The organism is Selenomonadales bacterium 4137-cl, from assembly GCA_032334055.1.
Taxonomy (GTDB): domain Bacteria; phylum Bacillota; class Negativicutes; order Sporomusales; family UBA7701; genus Anaeroselena; species Anaeroselena agilis.
In genome coordinates this window covers 137,119-150,786 of sequence record JAUOZS010000001.1, presented here as the reverse complement: position 1 = coordinate 150,786, position 13,668 = coordinate 137,119, and the positions used below count along the sequence as shown (strand labels likewise).

Genomic DNA, 13,668 nt, shown 5'->3' with positions numbered 1-13,668 from the left:
CATTCCCTATCTCGATACAGGAGGTTATGCAAATGCACTCTGCTTATCCGGACGATCTCAATAAGGTACTCGAATTTCACGGCCACATGTGCCCCGGCGTCGCCATCGGCTACCGCCTGGCGAAAGCGGCCCTGGCGGCCCTTGGCTATAGCCACCCCGACGAAGGCGACCTGGTCACCATCGCCGAAAGCGACCGCTGCACCATCGACCCCTTTCAGATCATCCTCGGCTGCACGCTCGGCAAAGGCAAACTTTACATCGACAACACCGGCAAACAGGCTTTCAGCGTGGGGTGCCGCAAAAGCGGCAAAGCCGTCAGAGTCATCCAACTGCCCTACAACTATACGGCCGAGAACGACGACCTTACCCGCCGGGTTATGGCCGGCCGCGTATCCGACGAGGAATACCGGCAGTATAAGACCGCCCGCGAACAACGAATCCACGAAATACTGACCATGCCGGCGAACGAACTGCTCAAGGTGGCGCCGGTCAACCTAACCCTGCCGGAGAAAGAAACCATCCACAATTCCCCCCGCTGCGCCTTCTGCGGCGAACAGGTCATGGAGCCCTGGACAAGGCTGCGCGAAGGCAAAATTGCCTGCACCCGCTGCGCTATCCCGGTGACGCGGTAGCCGGCCATGCAGCGCAGCCAAACCCTGTACCAACCGCTGGAGGTCGACCCGGCGCCGCTGACCGCCCTGTCGTTGAACAGGCAGATATACGAGGCGGTGTGCGTCGCCTTGAAGCTCGGGCTGTTCAAACACCTGCAGTCGGCCAGAACGCCCGGCGAAGTCGCCGGCGCCCTGAACCTCAACCAGGATGTCGCCCATTATCTCCTAAAATTGCTGGTCCACGCCGACTGCATCGCGGAAAGCGGCGGCAGATTCGCCGCCACGCCGCTCGCAAACGCCTACCTTCGGGAAGACAGCCCGCTGTATCTCGGCCACGAGTTCTCCCTGGACTGCGAATACGGCGCCAAACTGCTGACCGTTCTGTCCCCGCAGTCGCCTAAAGCCACCCCCGAGCCAGAATGGACCAAAGAACGCCTGCGGCAAATCGGCGTCTTCGGCCTGATGGGCTCGATCCAGAGCACCGTGGAAGCCGTCGACCTGGGCGCCGCCCGCCGCCTGCTCGACCTGGGCGGCGGCCACGGGTTCTACAGCATCGCCTTCGCCCAGAAATATCCGCAGCTTGAGATAACCTTGTTCGACTTGCCCCACGTCGCCGCATATGCCGAGACTTTCATCCGCGAATACGCCCTGGAGCGGCGGATTTCCACCCGCGGCGGCGACTTCCTCACCGACAACATCGGCGAAAGTTACGACGCCGTCCTCTGCGCCAACGTCCTGCACAGCACCAAGCGCGACTTCCTGCTCGCCAAAATCCGCCAGGCCCTCAACCCGGGCGGGCAAATCATCGTCAAGACCCGCATCGGCGATGTCGCCGACAATCTTGAGAACGCCGCCACCAAACTCCTGTGGCAGATCAAGGGCGGCAAGGAGCTGTTCACCTTCGCCGAGTGGCGGCACTTTCTGGCGGCTCACGGCTTCCGGGAAGCCAGGCTGGCCGGCCTGTCCGGCATATACGCCACAATCACCGCCCAAACAGGAGGCACCGATGGCCACCGATAACACTCCGGCAGCCCTGCACAAAGCGTCCTTCGGTCCGCGCCTCCGCGTCGGCGGCCTGGCGCTGCCGGCGATGGCTCTCATACTGCTCGCCGTCTTCGCCGGTTCCTTTCTCGTCGGCCGCTTCCCCGTATCGCCGGAAACGGTGCTGGCAATCGTGGCGGCCAAAATCGCCGGCCTGCCCCAGACCTGGCCGGACAGCCTGGAAACCGTCATCTTCAAGGTGCGCCTGCCGCGGATACTCGCGGCCGTGCTGGTCGGAGCGGCCCTGTCGCTCGCGGGCGCGGCCTACCAGAACCTGTTCCGCAACCCCCTCATGGCCCCGGAGATGCTGGGCGCGACCTGGGGCGCCGCCTTCGGCGCCGTTTTGGGCATGGTTTTTCGTCAGTCCTGGCTGGCGATGGAACTTACCGCCTTCGTTTTCGGCCTGCTGGCGGTCGCCTGCACCGTCTGCATCAATCTGCGGTTCGGCAGCCGGCACGCCATCACCCTCGTGCTGGCCGGCATAGTCGTATCCGCCTTCTTCCAGTCAGCCACCTCGGCCCTGAAATACCTCGCCGACCCGATGGATACGCTCCCGGCCCTGACCTTCTGGCTGATGGGCGGTCTGTCGAAGATCACCCTGCAGGACGTCGCCTGGACGGCGCTGCCGGTCGCCGTTCCGGCCGCCGTGCTCTACCGGGTGCGCTGGCGGATAAACGTCCTCAGCGTCGGCGAGGAGGAAGCGCACACCCTGGGCGTCGACGTAAAACGCACCCGGATGCTCGTGCTGGTCTGCGCCACCCTCATGACAGCCGCGGTGGTTAGCATCAGCGGCATCATCCACTGGGTCGGGCTGCTCATCCCCCACCTGGCCCGCATGCTGGTCGGGGCCGACTTTTCGCGGGTACTGCCGGCGTCGATGCTGCTCGGCGGCACCTATATGCTGGTCATGGACAATCTCAGCCGGAGCATAGCCTCGATCGAGATCCAAGTGGGGATACTCACCGCTTTGATCGGCGCCCCCTTCTTCGTCTTTCTGCTCGCCCGGGCCAAAAAAGGCTGGGCGTGACAACATTGCGGCACCACGCGCCGACAATCATGGGGAGTTGATACTGTGAACGACCATTCATTCACTCAAGTCACGGATATCAGGCCGGTAGGCCATGTCGATAGCCGCTGCGGCAAAGTCGAGGACATGCCGCTGGGCGGCCTTCAGGCCATGATCCGCCTCGCGCCGGACTTTCAGCCGGCGCTGCTGCGCATCAGCGAACACAGCCACATATGGGTGCTTACCTGGTTTCACCAGGCTGACCGGTCGGTTCTGAGGGTGCGGCCGTCCAAGGTCAACCCCGACCTGCCCGAATACGGGATATTCGCCATCCGCTGCTCCTCCCGCCCCAACCCCATCGCCCTTACGCTCGTGACGCTCGATAAAGTGGACGGCTGCGACCTGTACGTCACCGGCCTGGACGCGGTCGACGGAACGCCGGTGCTTGACATCAAACCGTACTATGGAGACGACATCGTCTTCTCGCCGCTGACCCCCCACATCCCGGCGCGCGACCTGACGGCCCGGGCCGCGAACTTACGAAAGCTGGCTCTCAGGCATCACGGCGAGGCGTGCCTCGGCCTGGAACTCGGCGTCCGGATCGCCTTGCTGGCCGAAGAACACTTTGGCCAACTCCATTCCCCCGCGCTTACAGTTGCGGTCGAAGGCGACCCCTGCCTTGCGGACGTCCTGCAGGGCCTGACGCGGGCCCGGTTGGCCAATCCGCCCCGCTTCAGCTATATGGCCTCGCCGGGCGCAGGCAGCGTAATGTGGGCGCAAAACGGCCGGACGCTGCGGATTGATATCAGGCCGGACGTGGACTTGGCCCTGGCGCGGTCCGCATCGCCGGCCGAGCTTTTCCGTTTGGGCGCGGAAACCGCACCCGGTGGCGAAAGATGACCGGCCTGCAAGATGTATTAACAAAAGGCGGCCTGGTGTTCTGCCTGATCATCGCCTGCTCGTTCATCGCCGTGACGGTAGCCGTTCAGCGCTGGTGGTTCCTTCGCTGGGCGGAAAAAGCAGACACCGCCTTCGCGGCCAGAATCAGGCAAACTGGCGGCGCGACCGCGCCGCCCTACGGCGACAGCCCCCTGTCCCGGCTGTGGGCCGGGCTGCGCGGCGGCAATACCGGAGCGGCGGCAGAAAGCGCCCTGCTCGACGAAAGCCTCCGCCTGGAAAGATACCTGTATGTCCTGGCGACCATCGCCACCATCGCCCCTCTCCTGGGGCTGCTGGGAACGGTCTTCGGGATGATCAAAACCTTTCACGCCGCGGCCGCCAGCGGGGTCGGCAATCCGCAGATGCTGGCCGAAGGCATCGCCGAGGCTTTGTACAACACCGCCGCCGGCCTGACGGTGACCGTCTTTTGCATCATAAGCCACAACTTCCTGCGCAACTGGGCCGACCGGCTGACCCAGTCGCTGGAGGCGAGGCTCGGCGAACTGCAGGCGCTCGCGACTGCCAGAGGTGATAACTGTGCGGACTAAAGGGCGGCGAAAAATCGGCGTCCACATCGACATGACGCCGATGGTCGACATCATGATGCTGCTGGTTATTTTCTTCATGATGTCCACAGCGTTCGTGGTTGTCTATCCCGGCTTTTCCGTCAGCCTTCCCCAGGCCGACGCCAACAAGCAGCCTGTCGGGCATGTCGCCGTCCTGGTGACGAGAGACGGGCGGATCGCGGTGGACGGCCGCCCGGTCGCCAAGGCCGGGCTGACGTCGCTCCTGCGAAGCCTCGGCGACGCCAAGACGATCGTTTCCGTCCAGGCGGACAAGGAGGCAAGCCACGGGCGTGTAGTCGAAGTAATGGACGAAATCCGTAAAGCAGGCATTACCAAAATATCCATCGCCACCGCAGCGAAGGAACCGTGATAACCGTGAAAACCAAAACGTGGCTGCCGGCAGCCGTAATCTCCGCCGTCGTTCACTCCCTGCTCCTCGTGGCCGTGGCCCAAGGCTTCGGCCACATGCCGCCGCCGGAAAAAGAAAAACCGTATATCGAAGTCGAACTTACGAAAGTCTTGCCTTCCCAGTCCATCCTCGACACCAAGCCGCCACCTGTCGATGAGCCGAAACCCGTGGACAGCGCCGCTCCGACCGAACCCGCGCCGGCTGAACCCTCACCGGTCGTCGTCGACCAGCCGGTTAAGCTCACTACGGGACCGCCGGTCGCGGCCAGCCGCGCCGGCAACGAGGCGGTGGCGATTCCGAGCGGCGGCCCCGCCCCCAAAGGCGCCCCCGGCGTCTCCAAGGGCGCCCCGGTCAAATCCGCCCGGCGGCTGGCGGTGGTGTACTCGCCGGCGCCGGAGTATCCGGCCGACGCCCGTTCCCAGCGCTGGGAAGGCACGGTCCGAGTCGACGTGCTCATCGATGAGAACGGCCTTGTCCAGGATGTACAGCTTGCCGCCAGTTCAGGCAGCAGCTCGCTCGACCGGGCCGCGCTCGACTGTCTGCGCACCTGGCGTTTCCGGCCCGCATATCAGGATGGGCGGCCGATCGCAGTGCGGGCGACCGTACCGGTCGTATTCAGGCTTGATTAACCGGTGGCTGTCGGCCACCCCGGTCAGGGGGAACAAAATGCTGCAAGTTAAAAATATAAGCTTTGGCTATTCGGGTGCGGGCAACCTATTATCCGGTCTTTCGTTAACGGTGCAGGACGGCGACATTGTCTGCCTGCTGGGTCCGAACGGCGCCGGCAAGACCACGCTGCTCCGCTGCCTGCTGGGAATTTCCAAGGTCCATACCGGCAGCATCAGGGTAAAGGGCCGGGAAATCGCCTCCGTGCCGCCGGCGGAGCTGTCGCGCACGATAGCCTATGTCCCGCAGGCAACCGACACTGTCTTTCCCTATCGGGTGCTGGACATGGTCGTCATGGGCCGCACCCCGCACATCGGCTTCACCGCCGTCCCCTCCAGGTCCGACGTCGCCGTTGCCAAGGAGGCTCTGCGCGAGCTGGGCATTGCCCATCTCGCCGACTGCCTGTTCAGTGAAATCAGCGGCGGCGAACGCCAGCTTACCCTCATCGCCCGGGCCATTACGCAGCAAGCCAGCATGCTCGTCATGGACGAGCCGACCTCCAGTCTCGACTACGGCAACCAGGTCCGCATACTCAAAGTCATCAGCCAGTTGGCCGGGCAGGGCTACTCCATCCTCATGACCTCCCACTTCCCCAATCACGCCTTCATGCTTTGCAACAAGGTACTGGTCATGAAGCACGGCCGGATAATCGCCGCCGGCCGCCCCGAAGAAACGGTAACTGAGAACAGCCTGAGCAATCTATACGGAGCCAGGGTCAAAATCGTCGAAATCGCCGACGGCGCCACGCCGGTCAAGGTCTGCATACCCCTGCTGGCCTGACGCCGCCGGCCTCTTCGGCGCACCTCCCGTTTCCAAAGAAAAACCCGCGCACGAAAAGAAGCAAGAGCTTACCTCATAGGCAGGCTCTTGCTTCTTACTCCCGTGGCCGTTGTTCCGGATTGCAGGCTTATGTGCACTTTGTCCAGCCAAAATAACGGACCCGTTCAACTTTCAAAGAATACTTCTTTTGCCGCTATGGCCTTGTCCATCAGCTCGTCATAGGAAATATCCGCCATATACTCATGGCCGTATGAATCGCGCCGCGCGAGCCTGTGCGCCTCAGCGCCGCTGATGAGCCGCAGTTTAGCGCCGGTATAGTCGAGAACGGCGTCTCTCATCGCGTTGAAAAAGACATTTTGGGACTCGTCCGCTTCGTTGACATCATAGGGAATCTTATAAATCAAGCCAAGCATACACACTCCCTGCCCCTGCTTCTCACCAAGGAAGATACCTGGGTCCAGGCCGAATCCCTTAATAATGTTCATCGGGGCGTCCGCGGCATCAAATACATGATAAAGGGGGGAAACGATCTCTATCCCGTACTTATCGGCAATCGGGCCGGCGACGACTTTTTTGAACTCGGGAAGCTGCTCAGGCAGAAACCGTTCGAAATAACTGTAACCGTCGGCGATCTTCACGACCCCGACGGTTGAGCTGTACTTTGCCGTCAGGAAATGCATGATCACTTTACATGTGCAGCACAGCAGCCCGGTCGGATAAGTATGCATATCATCATGAAACGACCTGAATCCCAGGAATGCCATCATCTCCCGGAAATCGAAATAAATTGCCGTCATTTTATTTTTCACGAGCCCTTTGGACGCGAACAGTTCAAGTTTTTCTTTGACTTTGTTCCTTATTTCCTCCGGGTACATGCAGCCATTGTTAAGCGCATAAAGGTACAGCTCCGCATCCGGAAATTCTTTTGCAATCGTCAACAACACCGCGGTGCTGTCCTTGCCGCCGGAATAGAGTATCCCGATCTTTTTGTCGTTAGCCGAAAACGCCTTCCTTACACTTTCTATAGCCTCTTCCAGCTTAGCATGATTCACGCTTTATCCCCCTTAAGAGAAGAATCTCGAAGCGGATGGCAGACCCGAATGCCGCCAGCCGGAATGCGTGGCTAGGCAGCCTAAGTACGGGCGATCAGCCCGCTTATCTTGACAACCCCGGGCACGATCACTTCGGGCAGAGCCATCGGCTGTTCGCCGGCCCAATATTTGACGCAGCGTTCCCTAAGCGCCGCCAGTTCGGTGACAGAATCGGTCTCATACATAATATTGTGGCTGTTTATCAGGGCCATGTCGCAGGTAACATAATTCTCGGCTTCAACCTTACATTTATATATGTACGACCGGCTTTCGCGGTAGTGTTTGATAAACTGCTGCGCGGCGGCGGTTTCGGGAAACAAAAAGCACGAACCGAGCCGTGACGGACGATTGGGAAACTCCTGCTGCCGGGTTTTCTCCAGCATGTGTTCAACGATCATATTGGCGAATTCGCCGCTGATCTTGTTATTGAGCTGCCATTCGATCATCTTCGCGACAAACACCATGCTGATAGTATCTTCGGGACGGAAGTCAATGACCAGTCTCGCTACATTCAAGCCCTTCTGCATGTGCAAATCCATGCCGTAAGGCTTTAACACCGTTCCCGGGGAAAGCTCGCGCGAACTAACGTGTATGAAATCCATAATAATTCCTCCTTATATTCTCCAACGCCCAATATATCACAATTTGCGGTCAGTGTAAAAATGCAAACTCGAATGCCATAGGGCGAACAATACCTGACATTTGCCACCGGTAGAGGCGCAGCTCGCCTCCGCAGGATACTCTATAACCCGTATATCCGCTTGAGATCGGCGGCGACGTCGGGAATGCGGGTGGACAGTTGAGGGATGGCGTAACCTACATAGATGGGCGAGGCCACGAACCGGGGCATGACTTTGGCGGTTATCCGGCCGCCGATATTGTAGAAGAAGATATTGTAACTGTTGCAGTGGCGGTTGAAGTGATTGAGAAAGTAGTGAGCGCAGATTTGCAGGTAGTCCGCCAGGCGATCCAGGTGTCCAAGGTCGGCGAGCTTGAGGTTGAGCTCCACGAAACCGACCAGCGGCTTGTCGGCGATCGCCAGCTCCACGCCACCGTCGCAACTGATGGGGATGCCTTCGAGGCTGGCCGGCGGGATATTGGCGGTGTAGTCGACATGACGGACGCCGATGATCTGCATGTGGGGGTGACGGATGGTGCCACCCGAGCTGGGGCCGTGATTTTTGAAGAACAGGACCGAGGCGAACTCGCCGCCGGCGATCATGTCCAGCCATTTCTCGGTACCGAAGCGGATGACCCGGTGGAGATGTTCCCGGGGATAGAGCGACAGCTCGGATGAGCAGTCGTCGGTCTCGATCAGGACGGTCTGGACGGTATCCCGCAGCACCGGGTACTTGTTGGCGACAAGGAGTATCTGTCCGTCAGCGGCAATGATGCCCTCAAGCTCGTCGCGGCAGCAGAAGGGGCATCTATGGCCGTTATCGACGACAGTCACCGGTTTGGCGCCGCCGATCTTGGTGTCGAAAACGAGGTGGGTCTGTCTAGAGTTCATGCTGAGTCTCCCTGCGGATAAATGTGCATTGCTTTTCATATTATACCATACCGGCCACCGCCGCCAACCATCCAGACAAACAATGAGAACCCGCGAACTCACGGATTCTCAGCCTTTTCCTCGCATTCATAATTGAATAACGTTGGCCCAATCCGGCGCTTTCCCGTCGCCGGTCAGCATCACGATGACTTTCATCCCCGGCGGCGGGCTTTCCGGCCAGGCTGTGTGCCCGTCGGAAATGACGATCCCCAACTGGGGCAAGGGCCTTAATCTTGCCGCTGCCTCCAAGCCGACCCCCATATCCGTTCCGCCGCCGCCGACAAACCGGACCTGCTCAGGCCGGAATACCTTGCGGCAAAACCCGACTGCCGCGTCGACCGCCAGGACATGGATTCCCTCCCTCTGCCCCAGCGATCTGAGAATACCCGCGATTTCGGCGAGCGACTGGGCGAGCATCCGGTCCGATATACTGGCGCTGGTGTCCGCCACAACGGCCACCGAAGGCACCGGACACCGCAAAGACGGGAAAATGACGTCCCGACTGCCGATCTGCCCCTGGCGGCGGGACGGACGACGGTAAGAGTAATCCTTTCCCCCGGCTTGATCGACAACGGCATAGCGGATAGCCGCCGCGAGTTTTCTCCGCCAGTTAACTTTCGGGTGCAGTTTTTCCTGGGCCCAGCGCGCCAAATGCCCCGGGATGCGGCCTCTCCCTTCGGCGTACTCGGCGATCTGGTTGGCGACATCCCGCCTGATCAGCTCCCCTTCCGCCTTACTGATCCCGGTTGACGAACCTTTTCCCGGCGCTTCCTCCTCCCATTCCTCCTTTCGCCCCGTCGCGCACGAGCCGCACCGCCCGGAACCGGGCGACGGGAACCCGCGCCGCTCCCTGCCGGCAGAGCGGCTTTTTTCATTATCAGACTCAGAACCGTCAGCATCGTTGCCCCGAGTCCGGTCAGAACCTTCCCGCCCATCCGACGTCCCGTCACCTGTGTCATTATCCTGCGGCATGGTCCCAGCCCGGTCTTGGTCAGGTTTGTTCTTTTCCAGGGCATAATAGTACTCCTCCGCCAGGAGGTTTTCCGGCTGCCCGATCAGCTGCGGAGTCACCGGCTGGGCGGGAAACTTGACCCCTTCGCGGAGAAGGTCGTCGTTTATTTCGGCGTCGGAGGCGATATTGCTGAGCCGGGGATTGAAATCCTTCATTCTTTCCGGATGGTTGCGAAGCAGATGGCAAATTTCGTGATAAAGAATTCCTCCGACCACTTCGACCGGCAGCTCGGTCAATTTCACCGGATCAAAGTAAAGCCGCCAATACATATCGACCGCCATTATTCCGAAGTCGGCCTTTGCCACCGGCTGAAGAGCCCACAAGGCGGAAGCCAGATACGGGTGGGTTTTAGTCAAAAAAAGCCGGCCGGCCTGCAGCTCCTCGGGAATAATCACGCCAGCAACACCTCCAAGCATTTCAGCGCGTCGATCGTTTCCTTCAGTCCCGATGCTTCTCCGGCCCGGAAGGCGTCATAGAGGAATTTATCCTTGTCCACCTTGATCGTCCGCGTTGCCTCCCGCTGACTTTTTATCGTCGTGGGAGTCAGCGTAAAAAAATACTTATCGCAGGATTGATTTTTTAAACAATAAGTACTGCGGTTGTTCCGGTAGCGCGGAAAAAAGACCGGGGGATGATCCTCGATCACTCTCCTCAACAGCGGCGCCGCGTCTTCCGCGTAAATGGAAAAGGTATTGACCTTGTTTTTCACGACCGTGATCGCCGACGAACAGACCGGCTCATGCTCCGTTATCGTGTATAACCGGTACTCTTTCATGCCGTTCGGCTGAAAAAAACTCTCGACTTTCCACATGCCTGCCCTGCCTTGATGCAGCCGCTCGAAGCTGTCGACCCACTCGCCGCCAAACGTGGCGCGGAAAACCGCGTAAAGCAGATAAGCAGGCAATTTGGAATCCTTGTTATTATAAAAATCCAGCCTCGATTCCTGCGCGCATTCCAAAGTAACGGTAGCGTCGCCAACCTGCAAATAATCGCACGCCCTGTCCATCCAGAAAACGAAATTGGTCGTTTCCTTAAGCGGCGTCACATCAACCCGCCCTTCTGCAGCAGTGGAATAAATTCCCGCAGCTCTTTACGGGGCAAGGGGAATTCCGGCTTCTTCGCCTGCGCCAGCTTTTTGGCCGCAACCGCCGCAATATCTTTTTTCCCCTGGTCGACCGCTTTTGCCAGCACGCTCCAGGCTGCCGCCCAGCGTTCCTCGGTCAGGCCGCCGATAGCAGCCGCGACAACCGCCGCCAATATGGCGAAAGCCTGGTCGCCGCGCTCCGGAAGCTGAAACCGGGAAGGGTCGGCCAGAACATCCTCCGGATCGGGCAGGTCCAGATCCCTGTACCAAGCCAAAAACTCCAGGCAGGCGCCCTCCCCTACGCAACCGGAAACCAATAACGCAACCGCGTCCTCTTCAGCCCGCACAGCATGCGCGGCCGCCAGCAGCCTCGCCGCCATCGACCACGACCTGGGCGACGGCCACGCTTTCCCGGCCTGCGTCTCATCTTTCGGTACCTGCAGCAGCAAATGCGGCCTGTGCCGGATAAAAGACGCCACAAGCGCCTGCTTTTCCGGCAGGGAGCCTTCCCAGTCCGGCGCGAGGCGCGGCAGGCCAAGGATCGACCAGCCTCTCACCATGCCCTCGACCCAGTTATGCGTATCCAGATACCAGACCAAATGGCAAAACCTGTTCGCCAGCGGAGCGGAAAGCTCCCACCCGCTGTAGAACTGGTCCGCCGGATTGGCCGAAGCCACGACGGAAACCCCGTCAGGCAGGGCAAGATCGCCGACCACTCTTTCCAGGACAATCCTGAGCAGGGCGGACTGAACCGCCGGCGGCGCGGTAGAGATCTCATCCAGAAAAAGCATGCCTTTTCCTTCCCGGACCAGGCGCTTTGCCCAGGCGGGCGGCTCCATGCGAACCCCATCCTCGCGGATGACCGGAAGCCCGGAAAAGTCCGCCGGCTCGCGAATGGACGCCAATACAACCTCGAGCGGCAGGGAAAGCTCCTCCGCCAGCATCGTAATGGTCGCCGTCTTGCCGACACCGGGCGGCCCCCAGGTCAGCACCGGAACGCCGGCCTGAACGGCAATGGAAAGCGCGTTGAGCTGAGACAATCTTTACACCTCCGCTTACCGATGATATCTATAGCGCTGCGCTTACAACCAAAGATAGTATTTCCCAGCGCAATTGCGCCAACTCCCCCGCGACGCAAAAACGCCCGACCGATCGGTCCCGTCGTCGCCGCCCGCCGAACGGCCGGCGCGCCGGCAACCGCCATCCGCCAAGCGCGAAAATGCAAAAAACCTCTTGTTTCCTGACAAGAGGTTTTTTGCAAAAAGCCGCTGGCAATGCCGTTAGCGCGCACCCTGCAAAGAGTGATTAATAGTACTTTCCGCCTGTCTCGTAGGCCTTCCGGCGAGTCTCAGCCATATCCCTCATCACGGCATCCATCTTTTCCTGGTCCGCCTTTACCGCCAGATACAATTGTTTGATATGCTCCGGGAAAATGATCAGCCCTTCCTTGCGCTCGACCCCAGCCAGGATGATCCCGGCCGCTTCCGCGGGCGAAATCGCGTCAGGCGGCGGTTCTATTCCGTCGAATATCTCCGTGGCCACGTTTCCGGGGCAGATCGTGGAAAAGGCTATTCCCCGATACTCGTGCTCATAGCGCAGCGCCTCGGTCAGCCCCGTCACCGCGAACTTGGTTGCGGAATATACGGCCTGGTACGGCGGAGCCAGGATTCCTGCCACCGACGAGGTGTTGACAATATGCCCGGAACCTTGTTTGGCCATCACCGGAAAAGCCGCGTGCACGCCATGAATGACGCCCCAAAGATTAATGTCGACAACCTTCTTCCAAAAATCCAGCGTCACCTTCTCAAACTGAACGGTCGCGCCGATGCCCGCGTTGTTGAACATATAATCCAGCCGGCCGCACTCGGCGACAACATCATCGACCAGCTTCTGCACCGCTTCATAATCGGTAACGTCGACGGCGGCAAAACGCGCCCGCGGGTAACCGGCCATTTTTTTCGCGGCCGCCTTCACGCCTTCCGCGGGAATCCCCACGGCATACACCGTCGCGCCCCGTTTCAGCAAAGCCTCCGAAACCGCGAACCCGATTCCCGACGTCCCGCCGGTTACAATACAGATCTTGCCTGCAAATACGTCAGCCATCCCTCTTCCCCCTTTAAAGCTCGCGGATCAAGTCGCCGCGAAGATTGAGCGCCGATTTTGCGAATAAGCCCTGTCGATACTCCAGCACCGGCAAATCGGTCAAAGCGTTGATTATATGGTGCTGCAGCGGATTCAGGGCCGGACTCGCCTTGGTCCACACGATCCTGCCGACCCCGCTGCCGCCCGACCGGTACGTCGTATCGGCCGGATATAAAACAGCATGGGAAAGGGCGGCTCCCGGCCTGCCCACATTGGGGATATACCGCCACCCGAGCTGGTTCATCCGGCCGTTGGCGTTCATCCCGGCCAGTTCTTCGGCGGTCAGCGCTTTTTGCGTCTCCAGCTCAAGCTCCACAAAGGCCCTGCCCTCGTGGCTGGCATGCACCGTGAAACGACCGTCCAGTTGATGATAGTCCGGGATATCGGCGTATATTTTCGGCATGCCGGTCTCCTCACGCCCTCCCAGAATCGGCGCCGTCTTGTTCTCCCAGATCACCAGAATATAGGCCCCCTCGACGCCCGACCGGCTGTGCCTGGCAGGCGTCATCACCGCCAGCATCGAATAATGCCCCCCGCCCATCCACCGGATGCCGAGGCATTTCGAATAATTGACCAGCACGACCGGTTCGAGGATTTCAAACTCATCCGGCACATACTGCGACAGTTTGGCTTCATCGGTACGGTAGCTGATCATGATCGACGAAACATCGTCATAGGGCAGGCTCTGGCACCCGCTGCCCTCCGTGCCGCCGAAATGCGCCGGCATGCGATATGAAAGCCGTTCGTCAAACCTGAACATTTCTCTCTCCTC

The 13,668-nt window shown here is 60.1% G+C and carries 16 protein-coding genes; 8 read left to right on the top strand and 8 right to left on the bottom strand.

Annotated features, from left to right (window positions below; genetic code table 11):
• Positions 1 to 32 precede the first annotated feature (32 nt).
• From Q4T40_00705 to Q4T40_00670, 8 genes are read left to right on the top strand one after another with little or no spacing between them, the layout of a single operon-like run.
• A complete protein-coding gene (locus Q4T40_00705; GenBank protein ID MDT8899767.1) occupies positions 33 to 632 on the top strand; it encodes an FmdE family protein in 600 nt (199 codons plus the stop codon).
• A 6-nt stretch (positions 633 to 638) separates the two neighbouring features.
• Positions 639 to 1,631 carry a methyltransferase gene (locus Q4T40_00700; protein ID MDT8899766.1) on the top strand — a complete coding sequence of 331 codons (993 nt, stop codon included), beginning with the start codon at positions 639 to 641 and terminating at the stop codon, positions 1,629 to 1,631.
• Positions 1,618 to 2,679, top strand: coding sequence for an iron ABC transporter permease (locus Q4T40_00695; GenBank protein MDT8899765.1), 1,062 nt, complete (start codon positions 1,618 to 1,620; stop codon positions 2,677 to 2,679). The genes Q4T40_00700 and Q4T40_00695 overlap by 14 nt, the downstream gene beginning before the upstream one ends.
• A 45-nt stretch (positions 2,680 to 2,724) precedes the next feature.
• Positions 2,725 to 3,558 (top strand): tRNA (N6-threonylcarbamoyladenosine(37)-N6)-methyltransferase TrmO, encoded by an 834-nt coding sequence (gene tsaA / locus Q4T40_00690; GenBank protein ID MDT8899764.1) that lies wholly within the window; start codon positions 2,725 to 2,727, stop codon positions 3,556 to 3,558.
• Positions 3,555 to 4,145, top strand: coding sequence for a MotA/TolQ/ExbB proton channel family protein (locus Q4T40_00685; GenBank protein ID MDT8899763.1), 591 nt, complete (start codon positions 3,555 to 3,557; stop codon positions 4,143 to 4,145). The genes tsaA and Q4T40_00685 overlap by 4 nt, the downstream gene beginning before the upstream one ends.
• Positions 4,135 to 4,533 (top strand): biopolymer transporter ExbD, encoded by a 399-nt coding sequence (locus Q4T40_00680; protein MDT8899762.1) that lies wholly within the window; start codon positions 4,135 to 4,137, stop codon positions 4,531 to 4,533. Before Q4T40_00685 ends, Q4T40_00680 begins: the two co-directional genes overlap by 11 nt.
• A gap of 5 nt (positions 4,534 to 4,538) precedes the next feature.
• Entirely contained in the window at positions 4,539 to 5,201 is a 663-nt protein-coding gene (locus tag Q4T40_00675) for an energy transducer TonB (protein ID MDT8899761.1), read from the top strand.
• Positions 5,202 to 5,238: 37 nt separating this feature from the next.
• Complete coding sequence (locus Q4T40_00670) at positions 5,239 to 6,018, top strand: ABC transporter ATP-binding protein (GenBank protein MDT8899760.1); 780 nt, start codon at positions 5,239 to 5,241, stop codon at positions 6,016 to 6,018.
• A gap of 164 nt (positions 6,019 to 6,182) precedes the next feature.
• Here the strand turns inward: Q4T40_00670 and Q4T40_00665 are convergent, their stop codons facing one another.
• The 8 genes from Q4T40_00665 to Q4T40_00630 form a co-directional block, all read right to left on the bottom strand.
• Entirely contained in the window at positions 6,183 to 7,070 is an 888-nt protein-coding gene (locus Q4T40_00665) for a hypothetical protein (GenBank protein ID MDT8899759.1), read from the bottom strand.
• 80 nt (positions 7,071 to 7,150) lie between these two features.
• Positions 7,151 to 7,711 (bottom strand): hypothetical protein, encoded by a 561-nt coding sequence (locus Q4T40_00660; GenBank protein MDT8899758.1) that lies wholly within the window; start codon positions 7,709 to 7,711, stop codon positions 7,151 to 7,153.
• Positions 7,712 to 7,851: 140 nt separating this feature from the next.
• Positions 7,852 to 8,619, bottom strand: coding sequence for a DUF4931 domain-containing protein (locus Q4T40_00655; protein MDT8899757.1), 768 nt, complete (start codon positions 8,617 to 8,619; stop codon positions 7,852 to 7,854).
• Between the two features lie 126 nt (positions 8,620 to 8,745).
• The gene (locus Q4T40_00650; protein ID MDT8899756.1) at positions 8,746 to 10,065 is read right to left on the bottom strand and encodes a VWA-like domain-containing protein; all 1,320 of its coding nucleotides are present in this window, start codon (positions 10,063 to 10,065) and stop codon (positions 8,746 to 8,748) included.
• Positions 10,062 to 10,715 (bottom strand): hypothetical protein, encoded by a 654-nt coding sequence (locus tag Q4T40_00645; GenBank protein ID MDT8899755.1) that lies wholly within the window; start codon positions 10,713 to 10,715, stop codon positions 10,062 to 10,064. The genes Q4T40_00650 and Q4T40_00645 overlap by 4 nt, the downstream gene beginning before the upstream one ends.
• The gene (locus Q4T40_00640) at positions 10,712 to 11,794 is read right to left on the bottom strand and encodes a MoxR family ATPase (GenBank protein ID MDT8899754.1); all 1,083 of its coding nucleotides are present in this window, start codon (positions 11,792 to 11,794) and stop codon (positions 10,712 to 10,714) included. The genes Q4T40_00645 and Q4T40_00640 overlap by 4 nt, the downstream gene beginning before the upstream one ends.
• 265 nt (positions 11,795 to 12,059) lie before the next feature.
• Complete coding sequence (locus Q4T40_00635; GenBank protein ID MDT8899753.1) at positions 12,060 to 12,857, bottom strand: SDR family oxidoreductase; 798 nt, start codon at positions 12,855 to 12,857, stop codon at positions 12,060 to 12,062.
• A 13-nt stretch (positions 12,858 to 12,870) separates the two neighbouring features.
• The gene (locus tag Q4T40_00630; protein ID MDT8899752.1) at positions 12,871 to 13,656 is read right to left on the bottom strand and encodes an acetoacetate decarboxylase family protein; all 786 of its coding nucleotides are present in this window, start codon (positions 13,654 to 13,656) and stop codon (positions 12,871 to 12,873) included.
• Positions 13,657 to 13,668: the final 12 nt, after the last annotated feature.